This is a genomic window from Bradyrhizobium sp. CCBAU 51627, assembly GCF_028128765.1.
Lineage (GTDB): Bacteria > Pseudomonadota > Alphaproteobacteria > Rhizobiales > Xanthobacteraceae > Bradyrhizobium.
Window position 1 is genome coordinate 55231 of sequence record NZ_LBJG01000088.1, and the last position, 16401, is coordinate 71631.

Here is a 16401-nt window from a genome sequence, read left to right on the forward strand (position 1 = left end):
TGCATTGATGAGCGCTGTTGACCGCCGTATCGTAAGCTCATAATTTCAGACAACAATTGTTCGCCGTGATGTGGGGCAGGGCGATGACCGAGACCAGCAAAACCGTAACGCGAGTTGATTTGTGCGAAGCCGTCTACCAAAAGGTGGGCCTGTCGCGCACGGAATCGTCCGCCTTCGTGGAACTCGTGCTGAAGGAGATTACCGATTGCCTGGAGAAGGGCGAGACGGTGAAGCTGTCCTCGTTCGGCTCGTTCATGGTCCGCAAGAAGGGCCAGCGCATCGGCCGTAACCCGAAGACCGGTACCGAAGTGCCGATCTCGCCGCGCCGGGTCATGGTGTTCAAGCCGTCGGCGATCCTGAAGCAGCGGATCAACGCCCAGCACCGCACCAATGGCGACGCCAGCAAGGCGCAACCCGAGGCGTAACCGCCCTCCGGAAAGGATTGGCATTTGGACAAGGCGCCGGATGCGTTCCGAACCATCAGCGAAGTAGCGCAGGAGCTCGACATTCCGCAGCACGTGCTGCGGTTCTGGGAGACCCGGTTCGCGCAGATCAAGCCGATGAAGCGCAGCGGCGGCCGCCGCTATTACCGCCCTGATGACGTCGACCTGCTGAAGGGCATCCGCCGGCTGCTCTACGGGGAGGGCTACACCATCCGCGGGGTGCAGCGGATCCTGAAGGAGCACGGCGTCAAATCGGTGCAGGGCCTTGCCGACAGTGCGGCTGCGGTCTCGTTCGGGGCGATCGAGGACGCCATCGGCGCGAGCCTGATGGAGCCCGAGGACGAAGCCCCCATCAAGGGCATCGCTGATACCGACGATGACGACTACCAGGGCGACGAAGAGGAAGGCATCGACTTCCGCTTCACGGAGGTCGATGACGAAGAGATCCTCACCACCTTCCGCAAGGGCGGCGCTGCCGCCGCGCCGGCCGGTCCCAGCGCGTTGGACCGGGAACGGCTGGAACGCGTGCTCGGCGACCTCGTCGCCTGCAAGGAGATGCTGGATCAGGCCCTGAAGGAGGGTTGAGGGGTCTTTTCGCCGCCTTTGCGGTCCGTTCCCCAAGGTTAGGCCGGGGACAGCAAAATGGTGCGGCTCGCCTTGCGCATCGCCCCGATCCTAGCTAATGGAACGACGTTCGGAGCGTGGCGCAGCCCGGTTAGCGCACTAGTCTGGGAGACTAGGGGTCGGAGGTTCAAATCCTCTCGCTCCGACCAAAATAAGCCCTTGGAAACAAGGGCTTTTTTGTTTTTTGGATAGCGAACAATCCGCGAACATAGAAGCCGCTGGAAGCCACCGGAGTGGTCCCGAGTGCTAAATCGCGTAAGGCATTGAACCTATATATGTTTTCGCCTTTTCCTTGACGAAAAAGGCCAAGGAACAACCACCGGAGTGACAAAAACCACCCGAGTGACCACCCGAGTTGTTCTTGCCTTGTTCAAACCACCGGAAAAACACCCGGAGAAACACCCGGATAAGCGCGGCGTGAGCGTTAGCGCACTAGTCCAGTACACTAGGGTGCTAAGGCTTGAATTTCGGGGAACTGGAAATCGGGCAGTGTAGATCAGACTGAAGCGGGTTTCCCCTTCTGCGGGCGGTCCTTTCGAGGAGGACTGCGGCGTCGGGGTGCGGACCTGTTTCCGAACGGTTCGTGATCGGTCAAGTAGCCGTGCGCCACGAGGTAGTCGCCGATAATTTGGCGAAGCAAGAATTGGATGCTCATCTCCGTCTCTGAGGAGAGCTTGCTCAACGCGGCTCGCATCGCATCAGGCATAGCCAATTCAAAGCGTTCAGCTTTGCCTCGATCAGTCCTGCGCATGGGACAAACACACGATAGTCAACAAAGCCGGTTCAGGATCGCTTTGTTCAGTATATCGAGGTGCAATATATCGAACAAGGCATTCCATTTCCCGGATGGACTTACGGGAAATCTTTGCGACCAACTTGCGTCGATTGCGCAACGCGAAAGGGATGTCCCAAGATGATCTGGCCTACACTGCCGATATTAGCCGCAGTTACCTCTCGCAGCTTGAGAAGGGCTCGTTTCACGTAAGCATCAAAGTGATTGGGAAGCTGGCTGAAACATTAGGTGCCGAGCCGGAGGAATTTTTAAAGCGCCCCGCAAAACGTCCTGCCCGAAAGTAACCGGGTCACGAGCGAGCTGTGGCGAGCGAGCGCAGGGCTCAGTCACGCGGCCACACCTTGTAACGCGTGGGAAATAGATTGAACTCCTGTAGCACCTTCGCATAGGCGTCGGCGAACCCGCCTTTCCTGCTGCCATACCCGTGCGACACCGTGTAGAGATAGATGTCAGCGAGCTGGATCATGCGGGAATGGTGCGACCTCGCGAAATGCACCGAATCCACGATGCTGTTGATTTTTATGCCCCAGTCCCACGGCGTGCCCTTGGTGCGATACCGGGCAAAATCCGAGATCATGTTTTTGAACTCTTGATTATCCAGATCACCAATTAGGATCGTTCGCTCGTTCTCGTCCATGGCCATTTCAACGCGTTCGCAAAAGTGAGCGAACGCGATCTCTGCAATCTTGTGTCTGGCCTTCAATAAATTGTGGTCGATTGCGACATAGACCCTCTTAACGGGAGCTTCGGCAAGGATTTCAGTTAGCCGCTTCAGCACTACGAGACGCGCTGGAAAATCCATCTTCCCGAATGGTCCTTTCTTGAAGTGGATCAAGCGGGCATGGAAGCAGGTCTCGGGCGTCAGGTCTGAGGTGCCAAACAGATCAGCGGCGAGCTTATTGAGATGGCTTTCGATCTCCATGATTTTATTCATGGGGACACAAATGCCGCCGACGAAATAGTAATTTTGCCCCTGTGTCGGCTGGCTCTTAACCTCATCGAAGTACGTGACGTACACGGTCAGCGCTCTCGCTTCTGTGTGCGAGCCAAACTTACGCAGCTCATTGGATTTAATGGACCTGTTGTTACTGCCAAAACGTCCTAAGCTATTGCGACTTCACGCACTGGTTCTACCCTTTGCGTGAAGGGAGAAGTTGTGGCTGTTGCATACTTGTAACGTTGTTCACCGCCTCATTTGGGGGTCTCTCTCATTGGCAGGTACATTCTGAACTGAACTGGATGGCGACCGTAGTGCTCGGCAACTCGATCCCGCAACTCTCTCATGTCTTTACAGGTCTTCGCCATCCCGATGACTTCGTAACATCGCGAAACCAATTGGCGAGCTCCCACATTCTCCGTTAATTGGCGATGCCAATGAACACCAATTGGAGGCTTGTGGGTTTTGATGTATTCGGCCACATCAGGATCGAGCGTGTCGTAGATCAACTCGATCACTAGCTTGCCCCACCATTTCGGTCTGCTGTGAAGGGTGCCTTTCCAACCCGTGAGGCGGCCAAACTCCATCCATAGTTCATCCGGGAAGGTCTTTTCCCAAGCACGAAGTTCTTCCGCGATAAAAGCGCGCAGTTTTACCTGGAGGGCATCTTCGGCTCTTTCATATTGATAGCCGGTCGCTTCATCGATGAGCGCCTCTAGTCCGACCTTAGCGCAGGCTGAGACAAACATGCCCGCCTTGATCGCCATCTGTTGTTGGCGCGGCGTCATTCGGGGAAATGTCGATTTAGGATCGTATGTGGCTTCCAACGCCCGCATGAAGCCTTGGCAAATCTCAATGAATAGATCGGCCGGTAAACCCTTTACCGCAGTTTTCAACCCTTCGACTTCTTGAAGCCTAAACGGCACAAATCGTTCGAGAACAGCGTCCTTGTCGATGAACGGCTCTAGGGACTTTGCCCCCAAATATATTTCGAGGGCGCCCCCACCCTTAATGCCAGACAAAACTTCCGTTGCTGAAGTGCGCCCAATTACACGAGAGCCGTTGTCCAGCACGTAGCAGGGCACTTCCATGCCGACGATGTTCAGCATGCCGCGCCACCGCGCAATCGGCATCGTCGGATCGGCCTCGATCTCTTCAGTTGGCGGCAAATCGATTTGTTCGATCTCTTCAACGGCCTCCGTCAGCTCTTCCGATCCCTTTGACCAGCGGGCCTGAGCGGCTTTCCTCGCAATTTCACTTCGCGCCTCGGGCGGCAGAGCTTCGCTCCGAGCGTAGCCGCCCTTAGCTCGCCCGGTTGCCTCGTCGTCATCTGTCATGGAAAGTTCCTTGATGCTTGCTTCGGAGATTGCAAGCATATGCTTGCACGTTCCAAATGCAAGCATAATGCTTGCGTTGACTGAAAGTCGTCCCCAACAAAAAAGCCGCCATCCTTTCGGTAGCGGCAAAACCTAAAGGCACTAAAATCACCCGAGTGAACCACCCGAGTTGTGTTGCGGCTGTGGATTTATCTAGTTAAAACAATTACTTAATGCGAAGGAGCAGTTGTCTGGGAGACTAGGGGTCGGAGGTTCAAATCCTCTCGCTCCGACCATTTTCTTCAGAGAAGGCCTGATGCTTGCGCGATCGCTGGTCGGCGAGCGATCTCCTGTGTTCCCCGCAATTCGTTGTCAATGACGGACGGTCAGCACCGGCTGCGCGGACACTGGGGCTCGGCGGCAGCCCTGCCGCGGGGCCCACGTCGGAACGGTGAAGGCAAGTTGATGTTGCTCCAGCGTATCCACGAAAGAGGCTTGTGCGCGCTCCAGGCGCTTGGTCATCCCACCGAAATTCAGGTCCACGACCGCGTCGATGGCCAAAAGAGACATCGACACGCATGCGATCGTCGCTGCGACCGCGATGGCCTTCCATTCTGGTGATTCAGTCATCTGATTATCTCAGGCATTTCACCTGGATAGGTAGGGCTCCCGCGCGGGATTCAACGCCTCGCACGGCTCGCGCACGCATTCTTGAAGTGCAACAATTCCGCGACGAGGTGGCGAGTGTCGCTCTGGTCGTCCCGAATTGATCGTGGGTTTGATGATCTTCAGGGCCGAGGCTTGGTCTAACAGCGACCGTTAGGCGGATGGCTTCAGGAACCCCACCACCATCCGTGTCGTCTCGTCCACCAGCGTCCGCACCGTCTTCTCCCGCAACACCTCGGCCTGGTTCAGCACCGTGTTGTGCGCGATGGCTTCGATCGTGCTGACGCAAATGAACGTTGCGATATCGAGTTCGATCTTGCGCATTTCCTTCCGGTGGTTCTCGAAATAGGCGCGCACCAGGGTGTGGACTTCGCGGATGAAGGCTTCAGTGTCGAGCTTTCCGGCGCGGGGGATCTGCTCGGCGAGGACGCGGTGCAGTTTTGGATTGATGCGGTGGGTTTCGATCGCGACCGTGACGAGGCGGCGCACGGCTTTCTCGATCGGCATGTCCGCGATTTCGCAAAGCGTGGTGCGGACGATGGCCATGACCTCCTCCTGGTGGCGGTCGATCACGGCGGCAACGAGCGCCTCCTTGCTGGGGAAATATTGATAGAGCGAGCCGACGCTGACGCCGGCGACCTCCGCGATCCGGTTGGTGCTGGTCTTCTCAAAACCCTCCCGGACCAGAATGCGAGCAGTTGCCTCGATCAGCGCGTCGACCGTGGCGCGGGACCGCTCCTGCGAGGCATTTTTCCGAGGTGTTGTGCGGGGTTTTCTGGCCACGGCCTTGTGATCTGAATGCGAGTTGGAAAAGCGAGTGAATGCTCGCATTATATCTGTAACCGCCGACCGGTCGGCAAGCCTCTTTGTCGCCGTGTCGAAAGAGCCAGATGGGGATGTGGCCATGAGCGTTGCAAGACTTGTGTCGGCCTTGCAGTTTTGTCCGGTCGGTTGCGTGTTCAGTCCGCCGGCCCGGCGCGATCCCGCGCCGAGCTTGCAGAGCCGCGTCTTCAACCTGCTGCTCGGGCTGCTTCCATACAAAGAACAGCTTGCCTCGGCCGAGGCCATGCAGGCGCAAGTGCAGAAGCTCGCATTGCAGCCGGCCTCGTTCGAGCCGGTGGGGCTCGGCCGCGGCGTCGATGCGATACTGACGAAGATGGGCGGCTGGCCGGTCTATTACACCGCGCCGTCGTCGGGCCATGAGGGCTGCAACCACGTCATGTTCCTGCATGGCGGCGGCTACATCAACGAGATCGCGCCGGCCCATTGGCGCTTTGTCGGTCAGATGACGCGCAAGGCCGGCGTCGTCTGCGTCGTGCCGGTCTATCCGCTGGCGCCGCGCGCGACTGCGAAGGACGTCGTGCCGGCGACGGCCGAGCTGCTGCGGATGCTGCTGGAGGACGCAGGGTCTGCAAAGGTCACCGTGGTCGGCAACTCGGCCGGCGCGGGCCTTGCGCTTGCCGCGTGTCAATGGCTGCGCGATCGCGGCCATCGACAACCAAATCTGATGGTGCTGATCTCGCCCGCGGCCGACGCCTCCGTGGGCCGCCCTGAGCAGGCGGAGATCGCAACGCGCGATCCGACCCAGGACATTCCGGGGATTGTCGAAGCGGGACGGCTCTATGCCGGCGAGCTCGATGTCGGCCATCCCTTCATCAGCCCGCTCAACGGCGCTTTCCGTTCGCTTGCACCGATGACGATCTTCTCCGGCACGCGCGATCTGCTCTACCCCGACAGCGTCGATCTCGCCGCGCGGGCGAGGGCGGCAGGCGTTTCGGTCGAGCTGCATCTGTGGCGGGACCAGCCGCACAATTACGCGATGATGCCAACGCCGGAGGGCCGGCGCGCGCGTGCGATGATATTGCGGGCGGTGGCTTAAAGAGAGAACGTGACTGAGATCACAATGCGCGGTCTCATGCGAGACTTTGGTGCCAGCACACCTGGCGCTGATCGTGCCGCGTGGAGGGACAAGAGCGGCCCCCGGGCGTCTCCTCGGTATCAGTAGTTTTGCGGGCCTTAGGCGCGGCCCTTGATTTCGTAATGACCTGGCACGCATTTGTACCGCTCGAGGCGCCAGTTCGCGTGATAGATCGGATGCTCGTCCATCCATTTCGCAAGCGGGGCCTGGGCGCCGACCGCGCACGCCATCATGGACATGTCGGGCGTCATATTGCTGTCGGTCACGATTTCCTCGACACAGCCGCCCGAGGCAGCAGCGCCAAGCCGGCAGAGCACGGCAACGACGGTTATGAACATGAAAGTCACCTCATTGGTAGTTTCGACCACGAGGAGGATGCAAGCGGAGTGCCACAGCCTGTGTCCAAAACGACACGCCGGCTGGGCCCGTCCGTCCAGCGTTCCCCATTTGACGATTCGGATTGTAAAAAAATTGCCCATAAACCGAAGCCGGGGAACTACGGGGAACCCACAGAGAAAAAAGCAGAGATGAGCGATTGTGGGGGCAGTGCCGCGTCGGCGGCCCCTTCACAGCAGCGGCCGAGCCGATAGGCTTTGAGGCGTGCGAAATACCCGTCAAAGAGCGGGACCGCGCCAGGATCACAGGAAACGCGAGAGCAGACCATGAAGGCACGACCGACAGGCGTGATTCCGCCGATGACGACCCCGTTCCGCAAAGACGGCGAGATCGACTACAGGCTCATAGCGCCGCAAGTCGATTGGATGATCGGCGCCGGCGCGCATGGCGTCGCCGCCGGTGGCTCGACCGGCGAAGGCCACACGCTCGACCATGAGGAATATCGCGACCTGATGGCGGCGACGGTGGAGGCAGTGAAGGGGCGCATTCCCGTCATCGCCGGCATCATCGTCGATTCCACGCGCGATGCGATTCGCCGCGGCAAGCTCGTGCGCGACATGGATGTCGCAGCCCTCCAGGTCACCCCGGTGCACTATCTGTTCAAGCCTGATGACGAGGCGATGGTCGCGCATTTCCGCGCCATGGCTGACGAGACCGGGATGCCCATCATCATCTACAACGTCGTGCCGTGGTCGTATTTGTCGCCGGCACTGCTGAGGCGGATCATGACGGAAGTGCCGCTGGTCATCGGCGTCAAGCAGAGCGCAGGTGATCTCAAGCTGTTCGCTGATCTCATGATGATGGCGCCGGACAAGCTGATCTTCAGCGCGGTCGATGCCCTGATGTATCCCTCCTACACGCTGGGGGCCCATGGATCGATCGCCGCGATCCTGACCGCCGCGCCGCATGCCTCCGTGGCGCTTTGGGATGCAGTGAAGGCGGGCAATCATCCGGCCGCGCTCGATCTGCACAAGAAGCTGCTGACGCTGTGGAACGCGATCATCGCCGACAATCTGCCGGCCTGTACGCGTTATGCGCAGACGCTCCAGGGCCTGCCCATGACCTATCCGCGCGCGCCGATGCCGGAGGCATCGAATGCGCAGCAGGCCGCGACCCGCAAGGCGCTGGAGGCGCTCGGCGTGCTGAAGGGCGCGCGGGTCGAAGCGGCCGAATAGTCCGCACGCCGAAATAAACAATGTCGAGACGCAGTGCCGATCCGCTTTTACCTGCGGATGCGGCGCTGCTAGATTTTGCACGTGTCGCGCGCGCGGCGCGCCAACGATGAAGAAACAGACCGATAAGAGGAAGGGCCGAAAGTCCCATGAAGGATTTTGCTGGAAAGATCGCCGTCATCACCGGTGGTGGCACGGGTATGGGGCGGGAGCTCGCCCGCCAGCTCGTTGCCGAGGGCTGCAACGTCGCGATGTGCGACGTCTCGGAAGCCGCCATGGCCGAGACCAAGCGGCTGTGCGAGGTCGAGAAGCTGCCGCAAGGCCTGCGCGTCACGACGCATGTCGCCGACGTCTCGATCGAGGATCATCTCAAGCGTTTTCGCGACGAGCTCGCCGAGCAGCAGAAGACGGACAAGATCCATCTGCTGTTCAACAACGCCGGCATCGGCGGTGGCGGCAGCCTGTTCACCAACACGCGCGAACAGTGGGAGCGCACGTTCAACATCTGCTGGGGCGGCGTCTATCTCGGCGTCCGCACCTTCCTGCCGATGCTGGTCAGGGCAGACGAAGCCCACATCATCAATACCGCCAGCGTCAACGGCTTCTGGGCTTCGATCGGCATGAACCAGGCGCACACTGCCTACAGCTCGGCGAAGTTCGCCGTGAAGGGCTTTACCGAAGCCCTGATCAACGACCTCCGTCTGCATGCGCCGCATGTCAAATGCTCGGTGGTGATGCCCGGCCATATCGGTACCTCGATCGTCTCCAATTCCCGCAAAGTGCAGAGCGCCGACGGATCAGAACGTCTCAACGCCGACGAGGTCGTGCTGACGCGCAAGCGGATGGTCGCGGCCGGTGTGCCAGATGCTGACAAAATGTCGGACGAGGACATTCAGGCGGCCTTTGCCGAGCGTGCCCGCAGCTTCCTGGAGGATGCACCGACGACCGCAGCGCAGGCCGCCAACATCATTCTCGATGGGGTGAAAGCGGAGCGCTGGCGTATCCTGGTCGGCGAGGATGCCAGGCGCCTCGATGAGCGCGTAAGGGCCAAGCCCGAACAGGCCTACGACCGCGCCTTCTACGAAAGCTTTGCCCAGGAGGTTGGCTGGAAACTTGGCTGAGCCGTCAACGATCGCGCGCCTAAATGGGTATGATGATCGTCATTGCAAGGGGTGCGCGCGCAGTTTTGCTCATGTTGTCTGCTTATCTGCGCGCCGCCTCTTGCGTATCGTTACCTTCTTGTGACGAAACGGAATGTCATGCATGCGGCGGTATTCCCGCGTTCAAGCGATGGTGATCTCAAACATGCCTCATTTGAAGCAAGCCAGCTTGGTTGGAGAACTGAAATAGTTTAGTCAACAAGGGGTAACGCCAAGATCGAGCGTAGCTCCGATGATACCCGCATGCCTCTCCGACGATTTCATCCTTTGCTCGGAGAGAGAGGACATCTCCGCTGAATTCACGCGGTTGCTCACCGCGGCTCAGGAGGGCGGCGCCACCATCGCGGAATGTCTGATGATCGCGCGGCAACTGAAGCGCGGCGACGAGCAGTCCTGGCATCGCGAGTGGAAGAAGCTGGCGCAGGCCAACCGGCATCGTGCCGAGGCGGCATTCGCGGAAGGGCACCTGGTGACCGCGCGGCGCAACTGGCTGCGCGCGATGAACTACTACGGTGCTGCCGCGATGCCGCTCGATCCGTCCGACGAGCGCCGCTGGGTTGCGGTGCTTGCGATGCAGGAATGCGCCCGCCGTTACCTCTCGGCGCGCACGCCGGCCGGCGAGGTCGTGACCATCCCCTGGCTCGAAGGACATGCGTTACAGGGCTATTTCCTGCCTGCGCCATCGGCGAACGGACGGTCGCCGACCGTGATCTGCATCGGCGAGCCAGGACATCGCAAAGAGGAGTTCTTGGTCAAGCTCGCGCCGCATGCGCGTGAGCGCGGCTTTGCCATGCTGGCGCTCGATCTGCTCGGCGAAAAGCGCGACGACTACGCCGACATGCTGTTGCGGCGTCGCGATCTCGAGAGCTCGATCGGTAGCGCGATGGACTATCTGGAGCTGCGCAGCGACGTCGATTTCGATCGCGTGGCGATCGTGGCGGACGGGTGGGGCTCTTCGTTCGTGGCGCGTGCCGTGTTGCAGGAGCCGCGCCTGGCCGCGGCAGTATGCGACGGCGGCCTGTGGGACCTGCACGAGCGGTCGTTCTTTGCCAGCCGTTTTGCGATGAGCGATCTCAGCATCGTCCCGGTGCCGCATGCGCCGCTGATGGCCTCCAGTGCCGAATGTCCGGTGCTGATCACCATCGGCGAGGATGGCTGGCTCAAGGCCGACCACGCGCAGCAGATCGTGCAGACGTCCCGGCTCGGCAGCTCGGACATTGTGTTGAAGGTGTTCACTGCCGAGGAGACCGGCGCGGCACAGGCCCACGCCGACAATCCGAGCCTTGCCAACGAGTACATTTTCGACTGGCTCGAATCGCGACTCGGCGCCGCCGGCCGGCGGACCTGAGCGCGGTCTCCCGGCCGGGAGACGGATTCGCGTCTCAGAAGTCGAGGGAGATGCGGACGCAGGCCTTTTCGAGTCGGTTCTTCAGCGTCGCGAGCTTGGCAGTGAACTCCGTCAGCTCGTTCTCGTCGAACTCCTGGAAGACGAATTCGCGAATCGTCTTGTACTGCTCGTTGAGGCTTGCGATGTGCTTTTGCGTCTTCTCGACCAGCGACAGCCGCACCACGCGCGCGTCGGTCGGCGAGGGGCGGCGGCGCAGCAAGCCCTTCTTCTCGAGCAGCTTGGACTGGGTGGTGACGAACGATGGATCGACGTGGAGGAGCTTCGAGACGACGTTGACGGGCACGCCGTCGTCCTTGTCGAGATCGGAGATCGCCATCAGGATCAGCCATTGCGGTCCACTGATGCCGAGGGTTCTGGCCCAGAACTGACGCAGCTCCTCCAGATACATGTTGATCGACGATATCTCCCAGGTGAAACGCCTGATGATATCGAGATTGCCGACGGAGCGGAGGCGCGCCCCTTCTTTCCTCGTCGCTGACACAGCGTCACTCCCGCAAGCTGATTTCTTTGGGCCGGTGTTCGCGGCGGCCATAGTCCACGCAAGTCTGCCCTGACGCAAGTGCAGAGCAGGATTATTTTGTCACGAGAATTACAAACATGAGCGGATCAGGATTCGCGCGAGTGCGGGGTGTTGCGCCGCAGACACAGGGTTAGCGAAACCACAAAGCTGATCTAATAAACTATTTTGATTAATGGAACGACGCAGTCATAGTGATCGTGACGGTGGGGGTTCTCGATCGTCCCGTTGCAGGTTGGTTCGCTCACGTCCCTCGCCTCGAATGCGGGTGTGTCCGGAGGCGCGAAGCGGCCGAGCGGATTTGATTAGACGGGGATCTGGGGGGCCTCACGGTCCGGTCTCCGCAAATGAGCAACTTGGAGGTATTAAATGAAAGTAGTGAAGAGCCTTTTGCTCGGCACTGCGGCGGGTCTGATCGTCGTCGGCGGAGCTCAGGCGGCTGATCTTCCGGTCAAGGCCAAGGCGGTCGAATACGTGAAGGTCTGCTCGCTCTACGGCGCCGGCTACTACTACATTCCGGGCAGCGACACCTGCATCAAGCTGGGCGGCTATCTGCGTGCGGAAGTCGCGCTCAATGCAGGCGGCAACTACAGTGGCCAGTACAACGGCGTGTCCGCGGCGAACAACCGCTTGACCAACTACTATTCAATGCGTGCTCGTGAAGATCTCAACATCGACACGCGAACCGCGACCGAATACGGCGTGGTCCGCACCTATTTCGATGCGGTCTTCACCTGGACGACGGGTAACTACAGCAGCACCGGCGCCGGCGCAACCGGCTATGACGTGATCGGCGGCGGCAGCACGGCGAGCGCTCCGGGCAACGCCAGCGGCGGCAACATCTCCGGCGGCGCCCTCGGCGTCTACTACGCCTTCATCCAGTTCGCCGGCTTCACCCTCGGTAAGGCGGTGTCGCAGTTCGACGCGCCCTGGATCAACTATCCCGGCAACAACTTCGACCAGCTGGTCGGCGGTAGCGGTACCACGAACGGCGCTCCGCAGGTGACCTACACCGCCGATTTCGGCCAGGGCGTGTCGGGGACGATCTCGGTCCAGGACCAGACGCAGAACTTCCAGACCAACCTCTGGAACACGGCCGGCATGTCCACTACAGGCGTGCTCGGCGGCGCCTATGGCTCCAGTGATTTCGGCGGTACGCGCGCGCCCGACATCGTCGGCAACATCCGCGTCGATCAGGCCTGGGGTATGTTCCAGGCGTCGGTCGCGGCGCATGACAACCATGTCGCCTATTACGGCGCGACCGAAGCAACGGGGCACCCCGAAGACAAGTGGGGTTGGGCGGTCCAGCTCGCTCTGTCGATCAAGAACATCCCGACCGGTGCCGGCGACGTGATCAACGTGTCGGGCGTCTATACCGATGGTGCGAGCCGCTACAACTTCCAGGAGCTGGCCGCGACCAGCTACTCGATGTTCGGCAGCTCGAACGCGGCCTATCAGAGCATCGGCTTCGCCGGCGTGTCTGACGCGGTGTTCGCGCCGGGCGGCAGCCTCGAGCTGACCAAGACCTACGGCTTCCGTGGTGCCTACACCCACAACTGGAACCCGTACTGGAACTCGGCGCTCTACGGTGCGTGGGCGGCTGTGAACTATGGCGGCACGGCCAAGGGCCTGATCTGCGGCAGCGCTGCATTCGCCACCCTGACCGGCACCTGCAACCCGGACTTCAACATCGGACAGGTCGGCGTTATCACCCGCTGGACGCCGGTCAAGAACCTGACCTTCTCGGCTGACTTCACCTACAGCCATCTCGACCAGAAGTACTCGGGCACGATCACGACGCCGGCGCTGGCGTCGGTTGCCAAGCCCGCGGCCACCTACGAGCTGAAGGACCAGGACACCTACAGCATGCTGCTGCGCGCCCAGCGCAACTGGTAAGCTCGGGTTTTCCGACGATGGGACCAAGCCCCGGCGGGACACCGCCGGGGCTTTTGTCTTGACGAGACGCTGATGTCGGAAACCAGAAAATCGCCTGCGCGAGTGACGAAGACGAGCCATGCGATTCAATCGCGGGCAAACTTATTTACTTACCTGAGTTGATCAACTATATGGCTGTCAGCCGGTTTCGAAAGTCACGGCTCTTAGCTTCACGCTAAGCCTCCAAGAACCTCCGGTAGTGCCCTGCCGGAGGTTTTTCGTTGCGGGTGTCAGGTGAGGTTCAGGCGCGCGCGCGAGTTCGGCCGGTAGGCGAGGCGGCTGTGGCCGGTGCAATAGGGCTGGCCATCATGCGCGGCGTTGCCGCAGAAGCAGAAATCCTCGGCCCCCGGCGTCGAAATCGGCCAGCGACAGCTGTATTCGCCGAGCTCCATCAGGGAGCAGCGATTGGCCTCGTCGATCGGCCCGGTGGCTGCAGGTGCGTCGGCTTCGCGATAGATCGTGGCGAGCATTTCGAATTGCAGCCGGGGCACGGCTTTCGGAGCGCGCGCGGTGCTCGTCCGGGCCGGAGTCCTGTCCTGGAGCCTGCGCTCGTCGACCGTCCGGCCGCGCGTCAGGTTCAATCGCGACAGCTTGCCGATCACGGCATTGCGGCTGACGCCGATGTCCGCGGCGATCTCGCGGCAGGATAGGCCGGCCTCGAAATGCCGCTTCAACAGTTCGATTCGTTCAACGGTCCAGGTTGGTGAGAGAACAGGCATTGTAACGGTCCCAGGTTGCGACATCTGGCCATCAGTCGGCCGAGATCCGTCCGCTTCGCGCCCGACGCGCGCTCACGTCCTGCCATTGTCGCGGATCGACAAGAGCCCGTCCTTGATGGCGAGACGGATGCCTTCCTCGATCAATGTCCGTGCGACGCCGGGAACGCTGGTGCCGTGGGTGCCCTGTCTCACCAATTTCTCCAGATAGGTGATGGTCGAGAGCGCCAGGGTTACGGGAATGCGGTCAGTCTCGGCTTTTTCGGTGGCCATGGCCGAACGCTAGCCTCTTACTCGGGTACATAAAAGTAACGATTAAGACTCTATTTAGGTTCAGGGGGACAAGTCAAATCCGGGCTGAGGTGGTGGTGCAGCGCCTTGGAATCGCTGAGGAAAAGTACGCGCTTGGGCGCGCCGCACGGAATCCCGGGCGGCGGTGTGCCGTCAGCAGGTCAGAAAATGTGGGCCGGGCTCAGCCGTGCACGATCGCTTTTTCGATCATGCAATGGATGCCCTTGGAGCCGTTGACGGTCTGGGTCACCCGCAGATCGGCCGCGAGACTGCACAGCGTGTAGGCGTCCTCCCGCGACAGGCCTCTGATCTCGCCGAGCAGCGCGATCATGTCACGCAACGCCCGTACCGCGCATTGGTCGAGGTCGGGGTCCATCGCCATCGTCATGTAGTGGGTCGGCGTTTCCGCGCGCGGATAGTCGAACCGCAAATCCTTGCGCAGCGTCAGCCGGAAGCGGCCCTGCAGCGCCGTCTCGATCGCGGTGACGCAGACCTCGCCGTCGCCCTGAACGCCATGGCCGTCGCCGCAGGAGAACATCGCGCCGGGAACGAACACCGGCAGGTACAATGTGGCGCCCGCGCCGAGCTCCTTGTTGTCGAGATTGCCGCCCATGGCGCGTGGCACCAGCGAGGAGATGCGGCCCCAGCTCGGGGGCGGCGACACACCCATCACGCCGAAAAACGGCTTCAAAGGCAGATCGAGGCCCCAGGGCATGCGGCCGACCATCCGCGACCGGTCGAGCGGGATGTTGAGAATGCGCATCTCATGGAAATCGTCGGGCAGGGTCCCCGACAATGGCTTGATCAGATTCCAGCCCCAATCCTGCCGCAGCTGAACGTCGAGGATTTCGACGGCGAGGACATCGCCGGGCTCGGCACCTTCGACCGCGACCGGGCCGGTCAGGATGTGGCCGGGGAGCATGCGTTCGTTCTTGGCATGAACCTCGAACATCTCCGGCGGGATGTGAAACTTGCTGCGGTCGGGCAGCATGTCGGGACCGCCGCTGATTGTATCGACGGTTACCTCGTCGCCGCTGGCGACGGTCAGAACGGGCTTGAGCGCGGCTTCAAAGAAGCCCCAATGGCAGGTTTCGGGACTTGAATGCAGGTGGTGATGGGTCATTGCCGCGTCCAGTCGGTTTGATGAGATCTTGCTTTGGCCGGGCTTGACCCGGCATTCGATCCTCTTCCAAGAAGCATTCTGAAGATGAGCCGGCGGGTCAAGCCTGCGTCTCACCGGCACGACCATTTCGGCGAGGTTCTCCTGTTCTTCGTTCTTTCCAAGACGCTCGGCGCGGCCGTGCTGCCGATCAATGTTCTGGTCGAGCTCGGGATCATCTCGGTCATGCTGATGGCAACGCGCTTTGCCGGGCTCGGCCGGAAACTGGCCGCGACCACGCTGGTCCTGCTCGCACTCGCCGCCTTTTCGCCGCTGGGCAATCTCTTGCTCTATCCGCTGGAGTCGCGCTTTGCCCCTTGGGATCCCTCGCGCGGTGCGCCTGATGGCATCATCGTGCTGGGTGGCTCCGTCGATACCGATCTATCCGCGGCGCATCACACGCCAGTGGTCTCGCACGGGGCCGATCGCTTGTTCGCACCGGCCGAGCTTGCACGCCGCTATCCGAATGCGCGTATCGTCTTCACCGGGGGGTCCGCGAACCTGGTCTCGACCGGCGCCAGGGAAGCCGATTATTCGGTCCCGATCCTGGAAAGCATCGGCATCCCGAGGGAGCGCCTGCTTGTGGAGCGGGACTCGCGAAACACGTACGAGAACGCGATCTTCACCAAGCGTCTGGTGGCGCCGAAGCCGGGCGAGCGCTGGCTGCTGGTCACTTCGGCCTATCACATGCCGCGTTCGATGGGCCTTTTCCGCAAGGCCGGATTTGATGTCGAAGCCTATCCGGTCGACTGGCGGATGGGCGGTCGCGGCGATTTGTTCTCGTTCACCAATATCGGCGCGGACGGGCTCGGTCGAACCGACGTGGCTGCGCGCGAATGGATCGGCCTCGTGGCCTACCGTCTCATGGGCAGAACCAGCGAGTTGCTTCCCGGGCCGGCCAAGGACTAGAACTGGCCTCAGAAGCAAAATGTCCGCGTCGGGAGGATGCC

At 61.0% G+C, this 16401-nt stretch carries 18 protein-coding genes and 1 tRNA gene; 10 read left to right on the forward strand and 9 right to left on the reverse strand.

Annotated features, from left to right (window positions below):
* The first annotated feature begins 83 nt into the window (after positions 1-83).
* From XH88_RS32585 to XH88_RS32600, 4 genes are all read left to right on the forward strand, one after another.
* A complete protein-coding gene (locus tag XH88_RS32585) occupies positions 84-425 on the forward strand; it encodes an integration host factor subunit alpha (RefSeq protein ID WP_271672310.1) in 342 nt (113 codons plus the stop codon).
* A 24-nt stretch (positions 426-449) separates the two neighbouring features.
* Positions 450-1028 (forward strand): MerR family transcriptional regulator, encoded by a 579-nt coding sequence (locus XH88_RS32590; protein WP_271672311.1) that lies wholly within the window; start codon positions 450-452, stop codon positions 1026-1028.
* A gap of 110 nt (positions 1029-1138) precedes the next feature.
* Positions 1139-1216, forward strand: a tRNA-Pro gene (locus XH88_RS32595).
* Between the two features lie 697 nt (positions 1217-1913).
* The gene (locus XH88_RS32600; RefSeq protein ID WP_271672312.1) at positions 1914-2144 is read left to right on the forward strand and encodes a helix-turn-helix domain-containing protein; all 231 of its coding nucleotides are present in this window, start codon (positions 1914-1916) and stop codon (positions 2142-2144) included.
* Positions 2145-2182: 38 nt separating this feature from the next.
* Here the strand turns inward: XH88_RS32600 and XH88_RS32605 are convergent, their stop codons facing one another.
* The 4 genes from XH88_RS32605 to XH88_RS32620 all read right to left on the reverse strand — a co-directional run bounded on the left by XH88_RS32605 (position 2183) and on the right by XH88_RS32620 (position 5562).
* A complete protein-coding gene (locus XH88_RS32605) occupies positions 2183-2878 on the reverse strand; it encodes a DUF3800 domain-containing protein (RefSeq protein ID WP_271672313.1) in 696 nt (231 codons plus the stop codon).
* Positions 2879-3051: 173 nt separating this feature from the next.
* Entirely contained in the window at positions 3052-4173 is a 1122-nt protein-coding gene (locus XH88_RS32610) for a P63C domain-containing protein (RefSeq protein WP_271672314.1), read from the reverse strand.
* Positions 4174-4485: 312 nt separating this feature from the next.
* Positions 4486-4743: a hypothetical protein gene (locus tag XH88_RS32615; RefSeq protein WP_271672315.1), complete on the reverse strand. Its 258-nt coding sequence runs from the start codon at positions 4741-4743 to the stop codon at positions 4486-4488.
* A 189-nt stretch (positions 4744-4932) separates the two neighbouring features.
* Entirely contained in the window at positions 4933-5562 is a 630-nt protein-coding gene (locus XH88_RS32620; RefSeq protein ID WP_271672316.1) for a TetR/AcrR family transcriptional regulator, read from the reverse strand.
* 121 nt (positions 5563-5683) lie between these two features.
* On the opposite strand from XH88_RS32620, the gene XH88_RS32625 reads away from it, so the two are divergent.
* On the forward strand, positions 5684-6658 hold the full coding sequence (locus XH88_RS32625) for an alpha/beta fold hydrolase (RefSeq protein WP_271672317.1): 975 nt from the start codon (positions 5684-5686) through the stop codon (positions 6656-6658).
* Positions 6659-6795: 137 nt separating this feature from the next.
* On the opposite strand, the gene XH88_RS32630 is transcribed toward XH88_RS32625, so the two are convergent.
* Positions 6796-7035 carry a hypothetical protein gene (locus tag XH88_RS32630; RefSeq protein ID WP_271672318.1) on the reverse strand — a complete coding sequence of 80 codons (240 nt, stop codon included), beginning with the start codon at positions 7033-7035 and terminating at the stop codon, positions 6796-6798.
* A gap of 324 nt (positions 7036-7359) precedes the next feature.
* Here XH88_RS32630 and XH88_RS32635 point away from each other — a divergent pair, with 324 nt between their 5' ends.
* The 3 genes from XH88_RS32635 (at position 7360) to XH88_RS32645 (ending at position 10773) form a co-directional block, all read left to right on the forward strand.
* On the forward strand, positions 7360-8268 hold the full coding sequence (locus XH88_RS32635) for a dihydrodipicolinate synthase family protein (RefSeq protein ID WP_271672319.1): 909 nt from the start codon (positions 7360-7362) through the stop codon (positions 8266-8268).
* 146 nt (positions 8269-8414) lie between these two features.
* Entirely contained in the window at positions 8415-9386 is a 972-nt protein-coding gene (locus tag XH88_RS32640) for an SDR family NAD(P)-dependent oxidoreductase (RefSeq protein ID WP_271672320.1), read from the forward strand.
* Positions 9387-9657: 271 nt separating this feature from the next.
* Entirely contained in the window at positions 9658-10773 is a 1116-nt protein-coding gene (locus XH88_RS32645; protein ID WP_271672321.1) for an alpha/beta hydrolase family protein, read from the forward strand.
* Between the two features lie 34 nt (positions 10774-10807).
* Here the strand turns inward: XH88_RS32645 and XH88_RS32650 are convergent, their stop codons facing one another.
* Positions 10808-11314: a MarR family winged helix-turn-helix transcriptional regulator gene (locus tag XH88_RS32650; RefSeq protein WP_271672322.1), complete on the reverse strand. Its 507-nt coding sequence runs from the start codon at positions 11312-11314 to the stop codon at positions 10808-10810.
* Positions 11315-11719: 405 nt separating this feature from the next.
* Here XH88_RS32650 and XH88_RS32655 point away from each other — a divergent pair, with 405 nt between their 5' ends.
* Positions 11720-13246 (forward strand): porin, encoded by a 1527-nt coding sequence (locus XH88_RS32655; RefSeq protein ID WP_271672323.1) that lies wholly within the window; start codon positions 11720-11722, stop codon positions 13244-13246.
* Positions 13247-13515: 269 nt separating this feature from the next.
* Here XH88_RS32655 and XH88_RS32660 read toward each other — a convergent pair whose 3' ends face one another.
* The 3 genes from XH88_RS32660 to XH88_RS32670 form a co-directional block, all read right to left on the reverse strand.
* Positions 13516-14004 carry a GcrA family cell cycle regulator gene (locus XH88_RS32660; RefSeq protein WP_271672324.1) on the reverse strand — a complete coding sequence of 163 codons (489 nt, stop codon included), beginning with the start codon at positions 14002-14004 and terminating at the stop codon, positions 13516-13518.
* Between the two features lie 72 nt (positions 14005-14076).
* Positions 14077-14274, reverse strand: coding sequence for a hypothetical protein (locus XH88_RS32665; RefSeq protein ID WP_007603456.1), 198 nt, complete (start codon positions 14272-14274; stop codon positions 14077-14079).
* 199 nt (positions 14275-14473) lie between these two features.
* A complete protein-coding gene (locus tag XH88_RS32670; protein ID WP_271672325.1) occupies positions 14474-15415 on the reverse strand; it encodes an acetamidase/formamidase family protein in 942 nt (313 codons plus the stop codon).
* A gap of 141 nt (positions 15416-15556) precedes the next feature.
* Between XH88_RS32670 and XH88_RS32675 the strand changes: the two genes are divergently transcribed.
* Positions 15557-16360 (forward strand): YdcF family protein, encoded by an 804-nt coding sequence (locus XH88_RS32675; RefSeq protein WP_271672433.1) that lies wholly within the window; start codon positions 15557-15559, stop codon positions 16358-16360.
* Positions 16361-16401 lie beyond the last annotated feature (41 nt).

Bases quoted from the DNA above. Each gene is read 5' to 3' on its own strand.
- XH88_RS32585 (WP_271672310.1), top strand. From the start codon at position 84: ATGACCGAGACCAGCAAAACCGTAACGCGAGTTGATTTGTGCGAAGCC.
- XH88_RS32600 (WP_271672312.1), top strand. From the start codon at position 1,914: ATGGACTTACGGGAAATCTTTGCGACCAACTTGCGTCGATTGCGCAAC.
- XH88_RS32610 (WP_271672314.1), bottom strand. From the start codon at position 4,173: ATGCTTGCAATCTCCGAAGCAAGCATCAAGGAACTTTCCATGACAGAT.
- XH88_RS32615 (WP_271672315.1), bottom strand. From the start codon at position 4,743: ATGACTGAATCACCAGAATGGAAGGCCATCGCGGTCGCAGCGACGATC.
- XH88_RS32625 (WP_271672317.1), top strand. From the start codon at position 5,684: ATGAGCGTTGCAAGACTTGTGTCGGCCTTGCAGTTTTGTCCGGTCGGT.
- XH88_RS32630 (WP_271672318.1), bottom strand. From the start codon at position 7,035: ATGTTCATAACCGTCGTTGCCGTGCTCTGCCGGCTTGGCGCTGCTGCC.
- XH88_RS32635 (WP_271672319.1), top strand. From the start codon at position 7,360: ATGAAGGCACGACCGACAGGCGTGATTCCGCCGATGACGACCCCGTTC.
- XH88_RS32640 (WP_271672320.1), top strand. From the start codon at position 8,415: ATGAAGGATTTTGCTGGAAAGATCGCCGTCATCACCGGTGGTGGCACG.
- XH88_RS32645 (WP_271672321.1), top strand. From the start codon at position 9,658: ATGATACCCGCATGCCTCTCCGACGATTTCATCCTTTGCTCGGAGAGA.
- XH88_RS32655 (WP_271672323.1), top strand. From the start codon at position 11,720: ATGAAAGTAGTGAAGAGCCTTTTGCTCGGCACTGCGGCGGGTCTGATC.
- XH88_RS32660 (WP_271672324.1), bottom strand. From the start codon at position 14,004: ATGCCTGTTCTCTCACCAACCTGGACCGTTGAACGAATCGAACTGTTG.
- XH88_RS32665 (WP_007603456.1), bottom strand. From the start codon at position 14,274: ATGGCCACCGAAAAAGCCGAGACTGACCGCATTCCCGTAACCCTGGCG.
- XH88_RS32670 (WP_271672325.1), bottom strand. From the start codon at position 15,415: ATGACCCATCACCACCTGCATTCAAGTCCCGAAACCTGCCATTGGGGC.